The sequence below is a fragment of the Longimicrobiaceae bacterium genome (assembly GCA_035936415.1).
Lineage (GTDB): Bacteria > Gemmatimonadota > Gemmatimonadetes > Longimicrobiales > Longimicrobiaceae > JAFAYN01.
Genome location: DASYWD010000269.1, coordinates 1 through 17,842, shown reverse-complemented (window position 1 = coordinate 17,842; position 17,842 = coordinate 1). Strand labels below are relative to the sequence as shown.

The 17,842-nt window shown below is 72.9% G+C and carries 18 protein-coding genes; 7 read left to right on the top strand and 11 right to left on the bottom strand.

The window, feature by feature from the left end:
* Positions 1–68: 68 nt before the first annotated feature.
* Positions 69–668 (bottom strand): 3D domain-containing protein, encoded by a 600-nt coding sequence (locus tag VGR37_10940; protein HEV2147908.1) that lies wholly within the window; start codon positions 666–668, stop codon positions 69–71.
* A gap of 33 nt (positions 669–701) precedes the next feature.
* Positions 702–2,030 (bottom strand): AI-2E family transporter, encoded by a 1,329-nt coding sequence (locus VGR37_10935; protein ID HEV2147907.1) that lies wholly within the window; start codon positions 2,028–2,030, stop codon positions 702–704.
* Between the two features lie 109 nt (positions 2,031–2,139).
* Between VGR37_10935 and VGR37_10930 the strand changes: the two genes are divergently transcribed.
* Both VGR37_10930 and VGR37_10925 read left to right on the top strand, forming a co-directional pair.
* Positions 2,140–2,397, top strand: coding sequence for a hypothetical protein (locus VGR37_10930; protein ID HEV2147906.1), 258 nt, complete (start codon positions 2,140–2,142; stop codon positions 2,395–2,397).
* Positions 2,379–3,572, top strand: coding sequence for a glycosyltransferase family 9 protein (locus tag VGR37_10925; GenBank protein ID HEV2147905.1), 1,194 nt, complete (start codon positions 2,379–2,381; stop codon positions 3,570–3,572). The genes VGR37_10930 and VGR37_10925 overlap by 19 nt, the downstream gene beginning before the upstream one ends.
* Here VGR37_10925 and VGR37_10920 read toward each other — a convergent pair.
* From VGR37_10920 to hemQ, 7 genes are read right to left on the bottom strand one after another with little or no spacing between them, the layout of a single operon-like run.
* Complete coding sequence (locus VGR37_10920) at positions 3,473–3,976, bottom strand: NUDIX hydrolase (GenBank protein HEV2147904.1); 504 nt, start codon at positions 3,974–3,976, stop codon at positions 3,473–3,475. The genes VGR37_10925 and VGR37_10920 overlap by 100 nt on opposite strands.
* Positions 3,969–4,949, bottom strand: coding sequence for an aspartate-semialdehyde dehydrogenase (locus tag VGR37_10915; protein ID HEV2147903.1), 981 nt, complete (start codon positions 4,947–4,949; stop codon positions 3,969–3,971). The genes VGR37_10920 and VGR37_10915 overlap by 8 nt, the downstream gene beginning before the upstream one ends.
* Before the next feature lie 6 nt (positions 4,950–4,955).
* On the bottom strand, positions 4,956–6,239 hold the full coding sequence (locus VGR37_10910; GenBank protein ID HEV2147902.1) for an aspartate kinase: 1,284 nt from the start codon (positions 6,237–6,239) through the stop codon (positions 4,956–4,958).
* A gap of 23 nt (positions 6,240–6,262) precedes the next feature.
* Positions 6,263–7,339, bottom strand: a complete 1,077-nt coding sequence (locus VGR37_10905; protein ID HEV2147901.1) for an MlaD family protein — start codon at positions 7,337–7,339, stop codon at positions 6,263–6,265.
* On the bottom strand, positions 7,339–8,136 hold the full coding sequence (locus VGR37_10900; GenBank protein ID HEV2147900.1) for an ABC transporter ATP-binding protein: 798 nt from the start codon (positions 8,134–8,136) through the stop codon (positions 7,339–7,341). Before VGR37_10900 ends, VGR37_10905 begins: the two co-directional genes overlap by 1 nt.
* Entirely contained in the window at positions 8,133–8,912 is a 780-nt protein-coding gene (locus VGR37_10895) for an ABC transporter permease (GenBank protein HEV2147899.1), read from the bottom strand. Before VGR37_10895 ends, VGR37_10900 begins: the two co-directional genes overlap by 4 nt.
* 58 nt (positions 8,913–8,970) lie before the next feature.
* Positions 8,971–9,780, bottom strand: a complete 810-nt coding sequence (gene hemQ, locus VGR37_10890; GenBank protein ID HEV2147898.1) for a hydrogen peroxide-dependent heme synthase — start codon at positions 9,778–9,780, stop codon at positions 8,971–8,973.
* Positions 9,781–10,067: 287 nt separating this feature from the next.
* On the opposite strand from hemQ, the gene VGR37_10885 reads away from it, so the two are divergent.
* The 5 genes from VGR37_10885 to idi all read left to right on the top strand — a co-directional run bounded on the left by VGR37_10885 (position 10,068) and on the right by idi (position 15,343).
* A complete protein-coding gene (locus VGR37_10885; GenBank protein ID HEV2147897.1) occupies positions 10,068–11,561 on the top strand; it encodes a nitronate monooxygenase in 1,494 nt (497 codons plus the stop codon).
* A gap of 142 nt (positions 11,562–11,703) precedes the next feature.
* Positions 11,704–12,441: a cytochrome c biogenesis protein CcdA gene (locus VGR37_10880; protein ID HEV2147896.1), complete on the top strand. Its 738-nt coding sequence runs from the start codon at positions 11,704–11,706 to the stop codon at positions 12,439–12,441.
* Positions 12,442–12,537: 96 nt separating this feature from the next.
* Entirely contained in the window at positions 12,538–13,203 is a 666-nt protein-coding gene (locus tag VGR37_10875; protein ID HEV2147895.1) for a response regulator transcription factor, read from the top strand.
* A 350-nt stretch (positions 13,204–13,553) separates the two neighbouring features.
* Complete coding sequence (fabF, locus tag VGR37_10870; GenBank protein HEV2147894.1) at positions 13,554–14,807, top strand: beta-ketoacyl-ACP synthase II; 1,254 nt, start codon at positions 13,554–13,556, stop codon at positions 14,805–14,807.
* 11 nt (positions 14,808–14,818) lie between these two features.
* Positions 14,819–15,343 carry an isopentenyl-diphosphate Delta-isomerase gene (idi, locus tag VGR37_10865; protein ID HEV2147893.1) on the top strand — a complete coding sequence of 175 codons (525 nt, stop codon included), beginning with the start codon at positions 14,819–14,821 and terminating at the stop codon, positions 15,341–15,343.
* Positions 15,344–15,422: 79 nt separating this feature from the next.
* On the opposite strand, the gene VGR37_10860 is transcribed toward idi, so the two are convergent.
* Positions 15,423–16,790, bottom strand: a complete 1,368-nt coding sequence (locus VGR37_10860; protein ID HEV2147892.1) for a CBS domain-containing protein — start codon at positions 16,788–16,790, stop codon at positions 15,423–15,425.
* Between the two features lie 196 nt (positions 16,791–16,986).
* Positions 16,987–17,715 (bottom strand): SURF1 family protein, encoded by a 729-nt coding sequence (locus VGR37_10855; GenBank protein HEV2147891.1) that lies wholly within the window; start codon positions 17,713–17,715, stop codon positions 16,987–16,989.
* Between the last annotated feature and the right edge of the window lie 127 nt (positions 17,716–17,842).

Sequence of the window (17,842 nt, the reverse complement as noted above, 5' to 3'; positions counted from 1 at the left end):
GGGCCGCTCCGGCGGCCCCGCGTCGGGTCGTACACGGTCCCCGGACCGATGGTCCGGCCGGGGATCCGTCAATCGGCCTCGCGGCCCAGGTCCAGCACCTCCGCGACGACCTTCTTGATCCCCCAGCGCCGGGCCTCCCGGCAGTCGTCCACGTAGATGTCCACCTTGGGGCCCTTCACCGCGCCCCCGGTGTCCATGATGACGAACACCCCCAGGGGGCGGCCGTCCGGGTGCGAGAGCCGGACCACGGAGCCGAGCGGAAGGAACTCCGGGTCCGCCGCGGCCACCCCGTCGCGCGTGTGGATCCCGGTGCGGGTCTTCCCCTTCAGGCAGTACATGGTGGAGGTCATGTCGTGCCGCGCCGCGATCCGGAACGCCGGAGCGGCGGGGGCGCGCAGGCTCTCCCCCAGGTCGCGGTCCAGCTCCTCCGCGAGGCGGAGCGGCTGCGCCTGCGGTGGGGGCGCCAGCGGACGCGCCATGGCCGGGGCGACGAACCCCTTCGACACGGCGGCGGCCGGCGCGAGCGGCTGCACCGCCGTCCCCGGAACGCAGGCCCACACCCCGGCCAGCGCCCCCACCACCCCCACGCTCAACAGCGACGACACCCACCCGCGCCCGCTCCTCGTGGAGCGGGGCACCCGGCCGCCCGGGTCGATCCTGTAGGCCAATGGTCACCTCCGGAGCAAGTTTCCGGCGCCCGTCTACGCTTCCGCCCCCGCCGGCCGCGCCTCCGGGCCGACCGGCTCGCCCGTGGCGAGCTTCGCCCCGCCCTGGAAGAGGGCGGAGCCGCGGTAGCGGGCGAGGGCGGAGGCGAGCAGCAATTTTACGAGCACGGCCAGGGGGACCGCAATGATCAGCCCCACGAAGCCGAAGAAGTACCCCGAGACGGCGAGCGCCAGGATCACCCAGACCGGGTGCAGCCCCACCGCCTCGCCCACGATCTTGGGCCCGATGACCGAGCCGTCCAGCACCTGCACCACGGCGAAGACCAGCGCGATCTTCCCCAGGCCGAGCAGCACGCTCCCCGAGAAGAGGGCGATGATCAGCGCCGGGATGAGCGAGGCCACCAGCCCCATGTACGGGATCACGTTGAACACTCCGGCCACCACGCCGAGAAGGAGCGCGTAGGGGAAGTCGAGGATCCAGAAGCCCAGCCAGGTGAGCACCCCCACGATGGCCGCGGCCAGGAACTGCCCGCGCAGGTACCCGGAAAGGAGCCGGTCGTACTCGCGGAAGAAGCCGAGGACGTGCCCCTGCTGCGCCGCCGGGACGAGACCGGTGAGGCTCCCCTGGAGGTGGCCCCAGTCGCGCAGCAGGTAGAAGGTGAGGATCGGCGTCAGGAAGACGTAGCTGAGCAGGCTCAGCACCGAGCTGACCCCCCGCCCCACGCCCAGCACCCCCTGCCACGCCGCCCGCGCGAGCTGCGCCTGGCGGTCCTGGAGGTACGCCATCACCGCCTCCGGCTGCACGGCCCGCAGCCGCGCCAGCACCGCCTCCTCGTCCAGGTACGGGAGGTCGCGCCGCTGCAGCATCACCTGCCAGCGCTCCACCTGCAGCGTGAACGCCTGGAGGTAGCCGGGGACGTTGGCGATGAAGCCGGCGACCTGCTCACCCAGGGCGGGGATCCCGACGACCGCCACCAGCACGATCGCCACCAGCGCCGGCACGGCCAGCAGGAACACCGCCAGCGTGCGCGAGAGCCCCCGCCGCTCCAGCACGCTCACCAGCGGGTGCTGGATGTACGCCAGCACCAGCGCCAGGAAGAAGGGGGCGAGCAGGAACCCCGTGGTCTCCAGCAGCCACACCAGCGTGAGGATCCCGGTGGCGCTCACCAGGAGGACGTAGTGCCGCGAGCCCCGGCTGGGGGAGACCAGGAACAGGAAGAGCAGGAACAGGATGAACGGGTTGAGCAGCGTCCGCAGCGAGAACAGGAAGAGCGCCAGGACGAACACCACCGCGACCGCGTGGATCGTGCGCCAGCTGAGGCCCTCCGCGGCGGACGCGGCGGGAGTGGTCTGCGAATCGTACATGGGGGGAGGCAAGGGTCGGGGGACGGGGCGTCCGGCGCGCTCCGCGCGCACGCTTCCTGCAAGGCAAGGTGCCACGTAGGCGCCAGCAACCGAACCGGAGGAGCCAGAAATGAACAAGAGCAAGATCGTGAAGGCCGCGGCCTGGGCCGCTGCCCCGAAGATGATGTTCGCCGCGAAGAACCCGCGCAAGGCCGCCCTGCTCAAGGCCACCCGGTGGGCGGTGGGGCGCGTGCGCCCCGAGCCGAAGCGCAGCCTCACCGGGCGCAACGCCGCGGTGGGCCTCGGCGCCGCCGCGCTGGCCGTCCCGCTGGGGCTCTGGCTGGGGCGGAAGCTCCGCCAGGACGACGAGTGGACCACCGCGCGCTGAGCGGCTCCAGGCGAACCGGGGGCGCGGCGGGGGATCTCCCCCGCCGCGCCTTTTTTTCGCCCTGGCACGCGCCTCGCTTCGGCCCGGGCGGAGACGATCTGGCGACGGACGACCGAAAGCGGGGGGACGACGTGGACCGGTGGAGCTGGCACATGCGCCGCGGCGAGATGGAGGCCGCCTGGAAGATCAGCGACGAGGAGCTGCGCTCCCACGCAGGGGTGCCCTGCTGGCACCTCCCCCGCCACTGCCAGTGGGTGTGGGACGGCGCACCGCTCGCCGGCAAGCGCGTGCTGGTGCGGTGCTACCACGGCCTGGGCGACACCCTGCAGTTCGTCCGCTACGCGCCGCTGCTGCGCGAGGTCGCCGCGGAGGTGGTCTTCTGGGCGCAGCCGAAGCTGATCCCGCTGCTGCGCACCGCGCGGGGGATCGACCGGCTCCTCCCCCTGCACGACGGCACCCCGGAGGTGGAGTACGACGCCGACGTGGAGATCATGGAGCTGGCGCACGTCTTCCGCACCACCCTGCAGACGCTCCCGGCGGAGGTCCCCTACCTCCACGCCGATCCCGCCCCGCTCCCCCGCGGGCGCGGCCTGGCCGTGGGGCTCGTCTGGCGCGCGGGCGACTGGGACGACCGGCGCACGGTCCCGCTCCCGCTCCTGGCCCTCCTCGCGGCGGTCCCCGGAATCGAGCTGCACGTGCTGCAGCGCGGCCCCGCGCTCGACGAGCTCCCCGAGGGCTTCGGCCTCGTCTCCGGCTCCGATGACCCGCTGGAGGCCGCGCGGGTGATGCGCGCCCTGGACCTCGTCGTCACGGTGGACAGCATGCCCGCGCACCTGGCAGGCGCCCTGGGCGTCCCCGTGTGGACCCTGCTCCACTCCGAAGCCGACTGGCGCTGGATGGAAGGGCGCGACGACAGTCCCTGGTACCCGACGATGCGGCTCTTCCGGCAGGAGCGCCCCGGCGAGTGGGCGCCGGTCGTGGCGCGGGTGTCAGCCGAGCTGGCGAGGATGGCGGGGGAGCGGGAGGGGGAAGAGGGTGAAGTGCGAGGTGCGAGGTGCGAGCTGCGGTGCGGCGCTCACGGCTCGCCGCCGTCCTCCGACGGCGGAGCCCCCCGCGCCAGCTCCCCCAGCAGCCGCTCCGCCGCGGCCCGGAGCACCTCCCGCGCGTTGTCGTAGGAGATCGCCTCGATGGCCTCCTGCAGCGGGAGCCAGACGCACTCCGTGATCCCCTCCTCCTCCTGCGGGCAGGTGTCGCCGGTGGGCGCCTCGATCAGGTAGAAGTGGCAGAACTTGTGGATCAGGCGGCCGCGGAAGCGGAAGAACCAGTCGATGGTCTGCAGCCGCGGCCCCAGCACCAGGTCGCCCAGCCCCGTCTCCTCGCGCACTTCGCGGAGCGCCGCGTCGGCCGGGGTCTCCGCGCCCTCCAGGTGCCCCTTGGGGAAGCCCCAGTGCTGGTAGCGGTCGCGGATCAGGAGGACGTGCGCGGCCTCCCCGTGCCAGCGGAAGATCACCCCCCCGGCGCTGGTCTCCACGCGCGCCCGCCCGCCGCGCTGCGTCCCGCCCCGCCGCCGCCTAGTCACCCCGCAGCCCCTCCACGATCTGCACCGCGTTGGTCGCCGCGCCCTTGCGCAGGTTGTCCGCCACCACCCAGAGGTGCAGCGTCCGCGGGAAGTCCGGATCGGTCCGCACCCGCCCCACGAACACCTCGTCGCGGCCGGCGGCCTCCAGCGGGGTGGGGAACTCCGCCGCCTCGCGCGCCAGCACGATCCCGGGGAAGCGCTCCAGCGCAGTGAGGGCGTCGTCCAGCGTGAAGCGGTGCCCGGTCTCCACCATCACCTGGACCGAGTGCCCCACCTCCACCGGCACCCGCACGCAGGTGGCGGCCACCGGGAGGTTCGGGACGTCCAGGATCTTGCGCGTCTCCTGGATCATCTTGCGCTCCTCCCCGGTCCACCCCTCCGCGTCGAAGTCGCCGATGCGGGGGAGCGCGTTCCCGGCGATGGGGCGCGCGAAGGGCGAGTCCTGCGCCCGTCCGCCCTCCAGCTCCGCGCGCAGCGCCCCCCGCCCCGTCTCCCCCGCCCCGCTCACCGACTGGTAGGTGGTCGCCACCACCCTGCGCACACCGAACGCGTCGTGCAGCGCCTTGAGCGCCACCACCATCTGGATGGTGGAGCAGTTGGGGTTGGCGACGATCCCCTTCGGGCGGCGCTCCGCGGCGGCCAGGTTCACCTCCGGCACCACCAGCGGCACCTCCGGGTCCATGCGCCAGGCCGAGGAGTTGTCCACCACCACCGCCCCCTCGTCCGCGGCGACCGGGGCCCACCGGCGCGAGCGGTCCGCTCCGGCCGAGAAGATGGCGAAGTCCACCCCGCGGAAGGCGCCCGGCTCCGGGGCCTGCACCGTCCACTCGCGCCCGCCCCAGGAGACGACGGTCCCCGCCGAGCGCTCCGAGGCCAGGAGCGTCAGGCGCTCCACGGGGAGGGCACGCTCCGCGAGCACCTGGAGCATGGTGCGGCCGACGGCGCCGGTGGCGCCCAGGATGGCGACGTGCATCGGCGGCTACCCCCGCTCCGCGGGCGCCACGCGCGCCTCGTCCGCGGCGCGCTCCAGCTCGAAGGCGCGGTGCAGCGCCCGCAGCGCGTCGTCCTCGCAGTCGCTCGGCACCAGCAGCGTGATGGAGATGGCGGAGGTGGACACGGCCTGCACCTCCACGCCCGCGTCGAGCAGGGCGCGGAAGGCGCGCGCGTACACCCCGGGGACGCCGGTCATCCCGCTCCCCACCAGCGTCACGCGCGACAGGTCGCCCCGCACCTCCCAGTCCCCTCCGCCCAGGCGCTCCGCCAGCCCGCCCACCACCCCGCGCGCCCGGTCGAGCGCGTCCTGCCAGACGGTCACCTGCAGCGACACGCGCCCGGAGGGCTCCGCGTGCTCGGAGATCATGTCCACGGGGACGCCGGCCTCCGCCAGGCGCGTGAGCACCTCGGTGGAGGTGGCCATCCCGCCGGGGAGGCCGCGCAGGGCCACCCTGGCGTGTCCCCGCTGCGAGGTGATCCCGGTCAGCGCCAGCTCTTCCATTCGATCCCGCTCCTGGGTGATGAGGGTGCCCCGCCCCTCCCCGTCCCCGCCGTCGTCGCGGAACGAGGAGAGGACGCGGATGTCCACGCCGTACCGGGCGCCGATCTCGACCGCGCGGGGATGCATGACCTGCGCCCCCGCCGCCGCCAGCTCGATCATCTCCGCGTGCGACACCCGGGGGACGAGCCGCGCCTCGGGGACGCGGCGGGGGTCCGCGGTGAAGACGCCGTCCACGTCGGTGAAGATCTCGCAGCGGTCCGCCTCCAGCGCCGCCGCCAGCGCCACCGCGCTGGTGTCCGAGCCGCCGCGCCCCAGCGTGGTGATCTCCCGCTCGCGGCTCACGCCCTGGAACCCGGCCACGATGACGATGCACCCGTCCGCCAGCGCGCCGCGCACCCGGTCCGCCCGCACCTCCCGGATGCGCGCGGCGGTGTGCGTGCCGTCGGTGATGATGGCCGCCTGGCTCCCGGTGAGGGAGAGGGCCTCCGCCCCCTCCTCGCGGATCGCCATCGCCAGCAGCGCCATGGAGATGCGCTCCCCCGCCGTGAGGAGCATGTCCAGCTCCCGCGGGTGCGCCCGGGCGGGCGTCTCGCTCCCGGTGACGAGCTGCGCCAGCGTGAGGAGGTCGTCCGTCGCGTCGCCCATGGCCGAGACCACCACCACGACGTCGTGCCCGCGCGCCCGGGTGGCCGCCACGCGCCGCGCCACCGCCCGGATCCTCTCCGGCGTCCCCACCGACGTGCCTCCGTACTTCTGGACGATCAGCATGGCATGGCGGCTCAGGTCACGGCTCAGAACAGCTTCAATTGCCCCACGTACTTCCCGGGGTTCGCCTGCAGGTCGGCGAGCAGGCGGCGCAGCGTGGCGACGGCGCGCTGCGTCTCCTCGTAGAGCGCCGGGTCCTCGATCAGGCGGCCGAGCGTCCCCTGGCCCTCCTCGATGCGGCTGGCGGCGCGCTGCAGGGTGGCGATCGCGGCGCGGGCCTCCGCCAGCGTGGGGCCCACCTGCGCGATCTGCGGCTGCAGCGAGCTCACGGTCGCGTCGACGGTCCCCAGCGTGCTCTCGGCGCGGGCCAGCAGCCCCGGCACACCCTGCCCCGCGGTCTCCAGCTGCTCGCTGAACTGGCGCAGGTTCTCGCTCGCCAGGCGCGCGTTGGCGAGCACCGCCTGGATGTCGCCCTGGTTGACGGCGGCACCGAAGTCGTTCGCCACGCGCTCCGCGGTGGCCGTGGCGTCGCGGATGTTGGCGGTGGCCTGCAGCACGTTCTGCGATACGTCGCGGTACGTGCCGGTCTGCTGGTCGATGAAGCCCCCCAGCTGCTCGCTGACCTCCTGCACGTTCTCGATGGTCTCGCGGATCTTGATCGCCGTCTCCTCGGTGAAGGCCAGCTCCACCCGCTCGGAGAGCGTCTCGATGTCCGTCGCGATGCGCGCGGCCACCGCCGTGAGCTCCGTGATGTCCGGGAGCGCCGCCCCCGGGAGCACCCCCGGGCGCGGGGCGATGGTCCACTGCAGCTCCGGGAACTCCCGTTGCGAGACGATCTCCGCCTGCCAGTCGCCGAAGAACGACTCCGCGGAAAGGAGCACCCCGGCGTCGTCCGGGAAGTTCACGTCCGGCGTCACCGTCATGGTGACGATCACGCCGTCGCCGCGAGGGGAAAGGACGATCTTCTCCACCCGCCCCACCCGCACGCCGCGGTACTTCACCTCGTTCCCCTCGTTGAGGAGCCCCACGCGCCGGAAGGTGGCGGCGATCTCCTGCTGCTCGCCGCCCCACGGCCGGCCGGTGAGCCACCACCCGCCCAGGGCCAGGATCGCCAGCCCGGCGATGACCACGATCCCGACCAGGACCTCGTTCTTCAGCGTCATCAACGTTCTCCGGTGCGGGAGGCATGGGGGTGCGCGGCCGTTTCTCGGGCCTCCGCCGCTTCGACCAGCTCCGGCTTCCCCTCGACGAAGCCGCGCACGACGGGGTGGCGGGTGCGGCGCATCTCGTCCGGCGTCCCCTCCTCAACCACCCTCCCCTCGTACAGCATGGCGATACGGTCGCTGATGCGGTACGCGCTCTCCATGTCGTGCGTGATCACCAGCGAGGTGGTACCCAGGTCCGCCTGCATCTTCCGGATCAGGCGGTCGATGGTGGTGGTGGTCACCGGGTCCAGCCCGCTGGTGGGCTCGTCGTAGAGGAGGTAGCGCGGGCGGAAGGCCACCGCGCGGGCCAGCCCGGCGCGCTTCTTCTGCCCGCCGGAGAGCTCCGCCGGGAAGCGCTGCTCGTACCCCTCCAGGTCCACCCGGTCCAGGGAGTCCGCCACCCGCTCGCGGATCTGCTCCTCGTTGAGCTTCCCCTGCTTTCGCAGCCCCATGGCGATGTTCTCGCCGATGGTCATGGAGTCGAAGAGCGCCGCGAACTGGAACACGTAGCCGATGCTGCGGCGCAGCTCGTACAGCTCCGTCCGGCGGAGCTTCGGCACCTCCATGTCGTCCACCCTCACGGTGCCGCGGTCCGGCTTCATCAGCCCCACCACGTGCTTCAGGATGGTGGACTTCCCGGCACCCGAGAAGCCGATGAGCGAGAGCGTCTCCCCCCGGCCCACCTCGAAGCTGAGCCCGCGTAGCACCTGCTTGGGCCCGAACGCCTTGTGGACGTCGATCAGCTCGATGCTCATCGCAGCAGCACCGCCGCCCAGACGGCGTCCAGGACCAGGATCATCATGCTGGAGATTACCACGGCACGCGTCGTGGAGATCCCCACCCCCTCCGCGCCGCCGGTGGTGGTGAACCCCTGGAAGCACCCGATCATCGTCACCACCAGCCCGAAGGAGGAGGACTTGATCAGGTAGTAGGTGATGTCGAAGGGGACGTGGAAGAGGCGCAGCCCCTTCACGAACTCCTGCGTGGACATCTCCAGCAGGTTGATCGCCGTGACCCACCCGCCCAGGATCCCGACCAGGTTGGCGAAGGTCACCACGATGGGGAACATCAGGATCCCGGAGAGCACCCGGGGGACCACGAGGTACGCCAGCGGGTCGTACGCCATGGTCTCCAGGGCGTCGATCTGCTCGGAGACGCGCATGGTCCCCAGCTCGGCCGCGATGTTCGCCCCCACCCGCCCGGAAAGCGCGAGTCCCGTGAGGACGGGGCCCAGCTCCAGGATGATCGTCTTCCCCACCAGCGTCCCCACGAAGTAGAGCGGGACGGCCCCGGTGAGGGTGTACGACGCCTGCAGCGCGAGCACGATCCCGGTGAAGGTCGCGATGAAGAGGGCGATGGGGAGCGAGTCCACCCCCAGCCTCCGCATCTGCTTCACCAGGAGCGGCCCCCACGTGGGGACGATGGCGACGGCGCGCCCCGCCTCCACGACGAAGTGTCCGAAGCCGCCCAGGCGCTCCAGGCCGCGCAGCGTGCTCCCGCCGACGACGGCGAAGGGTCGGGTCCAGTTCATCCGGGAATGATAGGGTGCCCGGGAGGCACGGGCCAGCGCGAGAGCGGCCCCCGCGCCGTCACTCGGGGGCGCCGAGGAGCGCCCGCCACTCTGCGGGGGCAAAACGGATGCCGGTGACGAACTCGCCGAACTCGCCGTACAGCGCGCTGGCCTCGTCGTAGCGCATCTGGGTGACGATGCGCTTGAAGTCCAGCGGGTCGCGGGCGAAGAGCGTCACCCCCCACTCCCAGTCGTCCAGCCCCACCGAGCCGGCGATCACCTGGAAGATCCGCCCGGCGAAGCGCCGCCCGGTCATCCCGTGCTCGCGCATGAGCCGGCTCCGCTCCTCCACGGGGAGGGTGTACCAGTTTGCCCCGGGCGTGCGGCTCTTGCTCATGGGGTAGAAGGAAACGTACTTCATCCCCTCCGGGACCTGGGGGTAGAGCCGGGTGCGCACGTGCGGGCTCCGCAGCTCCGCCTCGGCCGCCTCGTCCAGCGCGCCCCGGAATGCCTCGGTCCCGGCGCCGTGCTCCCGCGCGGCCTCGGCGGTGGCGTGGTACAGCCCGGCCTCGGTCACGGAAAGGTAGTCCCACTCCAGGTGGAGCAGCCCGGCCATCCCCGAGCGGCGGATGCGCAGCTCCACGTCGGCCAGCTCCTCCAGCGTGGGGCGGAAGTGCACGAAGAGCCAGTCCGCCCCCCCGCCCACCAGCCGGAACGGGGCGCTCCACCCCTCCGCGGGCGCGGCGAGCTCCGCGAACAGGGCCTGCGCCTCCCCGGCGGCGGCGGCGCGGGCGGCGGGGTCCAGCGCCCGGAGCGCGGTCCAGTCGGTCGTCCACGCCTGGTGGAGGACGTACCACCCCTCCAGCGTGACGGGATGCAACTCGGCCATTTCTTGTCCATTCTTCAGGTGACGGCGGGGCGAGGGGCCCCTGTCCACGGGCGAAAATATCCGCTCCCCGCGGGTGCGAGGCAACACCCGCGCGGCGAGGGTGGCCCGCCATAAATTCCGCAGCCGCATTCCCTTCGCGGCGTGGCACCAGGGTTGCAATCCAGTAAAGCCGGAACTGAGCATTGCTCAGTGGAGTACAGGGGGCACCGCAAGTCGTTGCGGACCCGTGACCTGGAGCGTACATTGCCCGGCTCCCCCTTCAACCGCCACCGTATCCAGGACCGCGTATGACGGCTGCCGCGATCTCGCACCCCATGATCATCCAGGGCGGAATGGGAGTCGGCGTCTCCTGCTGGGCCCTCGCCAAGGCGGTCTCCATGCGGGGGCAGCTGGGGGTGGTTTCCGGCACCGCGCTCGACAGCCTGTTCGTCCGGCGGCTGCAGGACGGCGACCTGGGCGGCCACCTCCGGCGCGCGCTGGAGGACTTCCCGATCCCGGACGTCGCGCAGGAGATCCTGGACCGCTACTTCCGCCCGGAGGGGCTCGCGGAGGGGGAGCCGTACAAGCCCGTCCCCATGTACAAGCAGGTGGTCACGCGGATGCGGCAGCAGCTCACCATGGCGGCCAACTACTGCGAGGTGTGGCTGGCCAAGGAGGGGCACGAGGGGAAGGTGGGGATCAACCTCCTCACCAAGGTCCAGATGCCCAACCTGGACTCGCTCTACGGGGCGATGCTGGCGAAGGTGGACTACGTCCTCATGGGGGCGGGGATTCCCAAGGAGATCCCGGGGATCCTGGACCGCTTCGCGGAGCACCTCCCCGCCTCGCTGAGGCTGGACGTGGAGGGGGGTGGCGAGCCCGCGATCATGACCTTCGACCCGCGCGAGCACTCCGCCGAGCCGCCGACGGAGATGGTGCGCCCGTACTTCTTCCCCATCATCGCCTCCAACTCGCTGGCGACCATGCTGGCGCGCAAGGCGAGCGGCCGGGTGGACGGCTTCATCATTGAGGCGCCCACGGCCGGCGGCCACAACGCCCCGCCGCGCGGCGAGCTGCAGCTCAACGAGCGCGGCGAGCCGGTGTACGGCGAGCGCGACGAGGTGGACCTGGAGAAGATGCGCGACCTGGGGCTCCCCTTCTGGCTGGCCGGGGGCACGGGCTCGCCGGAGAAGCTGCTGGAGGCGCTGGACGAGGGTGCCGCCGGGATCCAGGTGGGGACACTCTTCGCCTACACCGAGGAGTCCGGCTTCCGCGCCGACCTCAAGGAGTACGTGCTGCGGCAGGCGCTGGACGACGAGATCGACGTGCTCACCGACGGGCGGGCCTCCCCCACCGGCTTCCCCTTCAAGGTGGTGCAGCTGGGCGGGACCCTGTCGCAGCCCGACGTCTACGAGGCCCGCGAGCGCGTCTGCGACCTGGGGTACCTGCGCAGCACCTACCGGATGCCGAACGGGCGCCTGGGGTACCGCTGCCCCGCCGAGCCGGTGGACACCTACGTCAAGAAGGGCGGGGCCGTGGAGGACACGGTGGGCCGCAAGTGCCTGTGCAACGCCCTCCTGGCGGACGCGGGCCACGGCCAGGTGCGCGAGGACGGGAGCGTGGAGAAGCCGCTGATCACCAGCGGCGACGACCTGACGATCATCCGCCGCTTCCTGGGCCAGGGGCGCCTGAGCTACTCCGCCGACGACGTGCTGGACTTCCTGCTCTCCGGCCTGCGCGACCGCCTGGCCTGCGGCGACCACGCCGCGGAGCGCTTCGCCTCCGGGGTCGCCGGGGGCTGACCCGCGCCCAGAACGACGGCACCGAAGGCTCCGGCTCGCCCGGAGCCTTTTTTCTTGCTAGCTTTGGGGAGCGCCATCGCGGCGGACGTGCACTTTCGCACTCACGCACTCACGCACCTTCGCACTCCCTCACTCCCTCCCCATGCAGGCCGAATCCCTCGGGCTCGCCGTCGCCTTCACCGCCGGGGTGCTGAGCTTCCTCTCCCCGTGCGTCCTCCCGCTCATCCCGAGCTACGCCACCTTCATCACCGGAATGAGCCTGGACCAGCTCCAGGAGGGCTCCGGGCGCCAGCGGCGGGCGGTCCTCACGCACGGGCTGCTGTTCGTGCTGGGGTTCTCGGCGGTGTTCATCCTGCTGGGGGCCTCGGCCACCTTCCTGGGGGCGCTGCTCTCCTACGCGAGCCGCTGGGTGGAGATCGTCGGGGGAGTGCTGCTGGTGGTGTTCGGGCTGTACCTGCTGGGGGCCCTGCGGCTCCCCGGCGCCGGGCGCGAATGGCGGATGCACCTGGCCGACAAGCCGGTGGGGTACCTGGGGACGGTGCTGGTGGGGGTGGCGTTCGGGGCGGGGTGGACGCCGTGCATCGGCCCCATCCTGGGCGGGATCCTGACGCTGGCCGCCACCCGCGGTTCCGTGGCCGAGGGGATGGGGCTGCTGGCGGTGTACTCGGCCGGCCTGGCGGTGCCCTTCCTGCTCGCCACGCTGCTGATTGAGCGCTTCCTGGGCGCCTTCCGGCGGATGCGCCACCTCCTCCCGTGGGTGAGCCGGGCGAGCGGGGTGCTGCTGATCGCCGTGGGGGTCCTCCTCCTCACCGGCTCCTTCTCCACGCTGGCCGCGCTCCTGTCGCGCTGGACGCCGGAGGCGCTGCAGAAGCGCCTGTAACGGCTTGCGCTTGCGACCACGCGCCGGAGCCACGAGATTCCGCCCGATCCGGGCGGGATCCCCGCCGCGCGCTGACCTCCCCCAAACGACGCCTCGATGACGCCGGAAGCGGAGACGATCAGGGTACTGCTGGTGGACGACCACGCCGTCCTCCGCGCCGGGTTGCGGGCCCTGCTGGAGGCCGAGCCGGGCTTCCAGGTGGTGGGGGAGGCCGGCACGGGCGAGGAGGGCACCGCCCGCGCCGCCGAGCTGCGGCCGGACGTGGTGGTGATGGACCTTTCCATGCCGGGCCAGGGCGGGCTGGAGGCCACGCGCGCCATCGCCGCGCTGAACCAGGGGACCCGCGTGCTCGTCCTGACCATGCACGGCGAGGAGGAGCACCTCCTCCCCGTGCTGGAGGCCGGCGGCTCCGGGTACGTCAACAAGCGGAGCGCCGACGAGGAGCTGATCGAGGCCATCCGCACCGTGGCGCGGGGCGACGTGTTCCTCTACCCCAGCGCTGCCAAGCTCCTCCTGCGCGGCCTGAAGCAGAAGTCCGAGGCGGGCGAGGAGGACCCGGTGGAGCGCCTCACCGACCGCGAGCGCGAGGTCCTCTCGCTGACCGTGGAGGGGTTCAGCTCCAGCGAGATCGGCAAGAAGCTGTTCATCTCCCCGAAGACGGTGGACACCTACCGCGCCCGGATCATGGAGAAGCTGGACCTGCACCACCGGAGCGAGCTGGTGCGCTTCGCCCTGCGGAAGGGGCTGCTGCGGGCGGAGTAGAACGGTGCGTCCGGGGCATGGGCGCGCGGGGTCGTCGGCGGGGTACTCCCTCCGGAAACGCCAAACTCGCTTCGCTCGGACACAAGGCGTTTCCTCCGGGAGCACCCCACCTCCGCCCTGGCACCCTTTCCGTGAGGCGCCGAACGGCACCTGCAGTTGCCGTTCTCCCCTCCCCCGCAGGCGGGGGAGGGGCCGGGGGTGGGGGGCCGCCGAGGACTCGCACCGGCGCCAACCTGACAGGAAGCCCTCCCCCAGAACTGGGGGAGGGTGGCGGCTCTCAGGCCGCCGGGTGGGGGCCCGGGAGGGGGCCACCGGGGCAGTTCATCACACGAGCAACCAGGAAGGACCTCTTGGGTCGTCGCGTCGTCGTGACCGGGATCGGGATGGTGACCCCGCTGGGGAACTCCGCGGAGGAGACCTGGGAAGGGATCGTGGAGGGGCGCTCCGGGATCGGGCCGCTCACCAAATTCTCGCCCGAGGGGTTTCCGCCGTCGGTGGCCATCGCGGGCGAGGTGAAGGGCTTCGACCCGGAGGGGGTGATCGACCGCAAGGAGGCGCGCCGGATGGACTGGTTCATCCAGTACGCCCTGGTCGCCGCCGACGAGGCGCTCCGCGGCGCGGGCCTCGGGGGGCTGGGCCGGGTTCCGGAGCCGGAGGAGACCGGGGTGATCATCGGCTCGGGGATGGGCGGGCTGATCTCCATCATGGAGACCTCCAAGCTGATGGAGGAGCGCGGCGCGGGACGGGTCTCCCCCTTCTTCATCCCTGCCAGCATCATCAACCTGGCGGCGGGGCAGGTGTCCATGCGCACCCGCGCCATGGGGCCCAGCTACGCCCCCGTCTCGGCGTGCGCCACCAGCAACCACGCCATCGGCGAGGCGTTCCACGCCATCCAGCGCGGCGACGCGAACATGATGATCGCGGGGGGGACGGAGGCGTGCGTCACGCCCATCTCCTTCGCGGGCTTCGCGGCGGCGCGCGCGCTCGCCACGGACTTCGAGTCGCCGGAGACGGCGTCGCGCCCCTTCGACGCGAAGCGGAGCGGCTTCGTGCACGCGGAGGGCGCCGGGATCCTGGTGCTGGAGGAGCTGGAGTCCGCCCGCGCGCGCGGCGTCCCGATCCTGGCTGAGGTGGTGGGGTTCGGGATGAGCTCGGACGCCTTCCACGTGACCGCGCCGCCGGAGAACGGGGAGGGCGCGGCCCTCGCCATGCGGCGGGCGCTGCGGAGCGGGGGGGTGGCCCCGGAGGAGGTCGGCTACGTGAACGCGCACGGCACCTCCACCCCCGTGGGCGACCTGGCGGAGACGCGCGCCATCCGCGCGGTGTTCGGCGAGCACGCGGACCGGCTCGCAATCTCCTCCACCAAGTCCATGCTGGGACACGCGCTGGGCGGCACCGCCGCCATCGAGGCCGGACTCACCGTGCGGGCGCTGCGCGAGGAGATCCTCCCCCCCACCATCAACCTCACGGACCCGGACCCGGCGTGCGACCTGGACTACGTCCCCAACACCGCCCGCCGGGCGGAGGTGGAGGTCGCCCTCTCCAACTCGTTCGGCTTCGGCGGGGCCAACAGCACGCTGGCGCTGCGGCGCTGGCGGGACTGAGGGTGCGCGGGGTGCGCGGCGACGCGGAGATGGTGGTGCTGGTGGACGAGCGGGACCGCGAGACCGGCGTGGCGGAGAAGCTCGCCGCGCACCGCGAGGGCCGGCTGCACCGGGCGTTCTCCGTATTCGTGTTCGACCAGGCGGGCTCGCTCCTGCTGCAGCGCCGGGCGGACGGCAAGTACCACTCGGCCGGGCTGTGGACGAACACCTGCTGCAGCCACCCCCGCCCCGGCGAGGCGGTGGAGGACGCGGCGCACAGGCGGCTGGCGGAGGAGATGGGCTTCGACTGCGAGCTGCGGCCCGCCTTCACCTTCGTCTACCGCGCCGACTTCCCCGACGGGCTGGTTGAGCACGAGCTCGACCACGTGCTGGTGGGCCGCTGGAGCGGCTCCCCCGCGCCCGACGCGGAGGAGGTGGGCGGCTGGCGCTGGGCCGCGCCCGGCGAGCTGCTCCGCGAGATGGAGGCGGACCCGGAGGCGTTCACGCACTGGTTCCGCATCGCCCTCCCCGAGCTGCTGGAGCGGCAGGGATCCTGACGCCGGGACGCACCCGGCCGCCGAAAACGCAGAAGGGGGAGCCGCGAGGCTCCCCCTTCTGCGTGGCTACCCGCGGGCCTTACTCGTTCTCCTGCGAGCCGCCCTGCTGGCCGCTGCCCGTGGAGGAGCCGCCGGCCTGGCGCCCCTGCGTGGACCCGCCCTGCGTCCCGCTGGACTGCTGCGTCCCGCCGGACTGCCGGCCGCCGGCCTGCATCCCTCCGGATTGCCGGCCGCCCGACTGCATTCCGCCCGACTGCATCCCGCGGGACTGGGAGCCCCGCGCACCGCCGCGCTGCGGGCGGCCCGGCTCCGAGATCCGCTCCAGGGTGTCGGCCACCTCGTGCATCCCCTGGTGCGAGGTGCCGAGCTCGGTGGCCACGTCCGCCTGCGCGACGATCCCCACCAGCCGGCCGTCGCGGTCGGTGATCGGGACGCGGCGCACCTGCTCGCGCTCCATCAGGTTGAGGATGTCCTGCACCGAGTCGTTCTGGTTGCAGGTCTCCACGCCGCTGGTCATCACCTCGGTGACCCGCGTGCTGTTGGCGTCCTTCCCCTCGGCGACGGCGCGGATGGCGATGTCCCGGTCGGTCACCACGCCGCGGAGCCGCTTGCTGCTCTCGCTCTCCACCACGGGGATGATGCCCACGTCCAGGTCGCGCATCTTCCGCGCGGCGTCGGCGAGCGTGGCGTCGGCCGTGACCGTCTCCGGGTCGCGCGTCATGATCTCCGAGGCACGCCGCTGCGTGGCCTGCTGGCCGCCGCCGCGACTCTGGCCGGTCCCGCCGCCATAGCTGGTGCTGCCGTAGTCGGAGTAGCCGCCGCCGTATCCGCCGGCCCCATACCCGCCGGAGCCGTACCCGCCGCCAGCGCCGCCCTGGGAGCCGCCGCCCCCGTAGCCGCCGCGGAAGCCGGAGCCGTACCCGTAGCCGCCGTAGCCGCCGCCCTCGCTCCCGTACTCGTCACCCTGCGTGCCGCCGCCCATCCCGCCGCCGCCGTACCCCATCCCGCTGCCGGTGCCCCCGGAGCTCGTGCCGGAGCCGCCGAAGCCCGAGGCCCCGTAGCCGCCGCCACCCATCCCGCGGCCGCTCCCGTACCCGCCGCCGCCGGAGTAGCCGCCGTACCCCATCCCCCCACCGCCGAGGCCGCTGTCGTAGTCGTTGTCGTACGCGCCGCCGCCGGTGCCGAAGCCCGTGTAGCCGCGGCGCGACTGCCCGTAGTCTTCCCCGCCGGAGTAGCCGTCGGAGCCCATGCCGCCGGTGCTCCCGTACCCGTCGGAGCCCATCCCGCCGTAGCCGCCGCCGCCGTACATCCCGCCCCGGAAGTCTTCGTTCCCCATCCCACCGGCGCCGTAGCCGTAGTCGCTCCCGTAGCCGCGGTTCATCCCGCCCCGTCCGCCGCCGTACATCCCTCCGCGGTTCCGGTCGAAGTCTCGTCCATAGCGAGCCATACGTCCTCCTCTCCGATGGTGGTTCCCTGATTTCCGGGCGCGGCGCACCTTCCTCCGGCCCCTCCTGCTCCCTTTCGGGGGATGGGGAACCGATGCAAGACGCACACCGCGAATCCGGAAAAAAGCCCCTCCGCGTCGACGCGGAAGGGCCGGAGAGAAAGCACCTCCGTACCGCCGTCCTGCCCTCGCGCTCCCTTCACCGCTTCCGGCCCCGCAGCGCCACCACCACGAGGCCGAGGAGGGCGATGGCGGCGAAGCTGAACCACTGGACGGCGTAGCTCAGGTGTGATCCCTCGGACAGCACCGGCGCGGGGACGCGGAAGGGCGGACGGCTGCGCGCCGGGTCGGGGAGCTGCTGCACGTACACCGGCAGGACGGGGCCCGCGGAGCGCTCGCGCACGGTGGCGAGGTCCAGGCGGCGGAAGGTGGTGTCGCCCCCGCCGCGCGGCGCGGCCGGCTGCCCCCGGTCGCCGGTGGCGGGCACCTCCTGGAGAAGGCCGACCACCTCCTGCGGCCCGGGCTCGGCGTAGGGCGCCCGGTCCACGGTGGCGCCGTCGGGCGAGGGGACCCAGCCACGGTTCACCAGCACCTCGTCGTCGCTCCCCGCGATCCGGAGCGGCGTGACCAGGTGCACGCCCGGCCGCCCCTCGCGCGCGCGCCCGCGGAGCACCACCTCGCGCGAGGGGTCGTACACGCCGCGCACGCGGACCCGCCGGTCGAGGTACGCCGCCGGGCTGTCCGCCACCAGCCGTACCGAGGCGGAGTCGAGAAGGAGCGTGGGAAGGCGGCCGGCGGCACGGATCGCCGCGTTGCGCTCGCGCCGCTGCTCCAGCCGGTCGAGCTGCCAAAAGCCGAGCCGCACGCACACGGACGCGACGAGCACCGCCAGGAGCGCGGCGGCCATGCCGCGGGGGGACGGCTTCACGAATCCAGGGGCGGGGAATGGGTCTGCATGCGGAGAAGATAAGGCGGGGAGGGGGAAAGTGCGAAAGTGCGGGAGTGTGAAAGTGCGGGGGTCAGGCGCATGCGGCAAAAGCACGACGGCGGGGCCG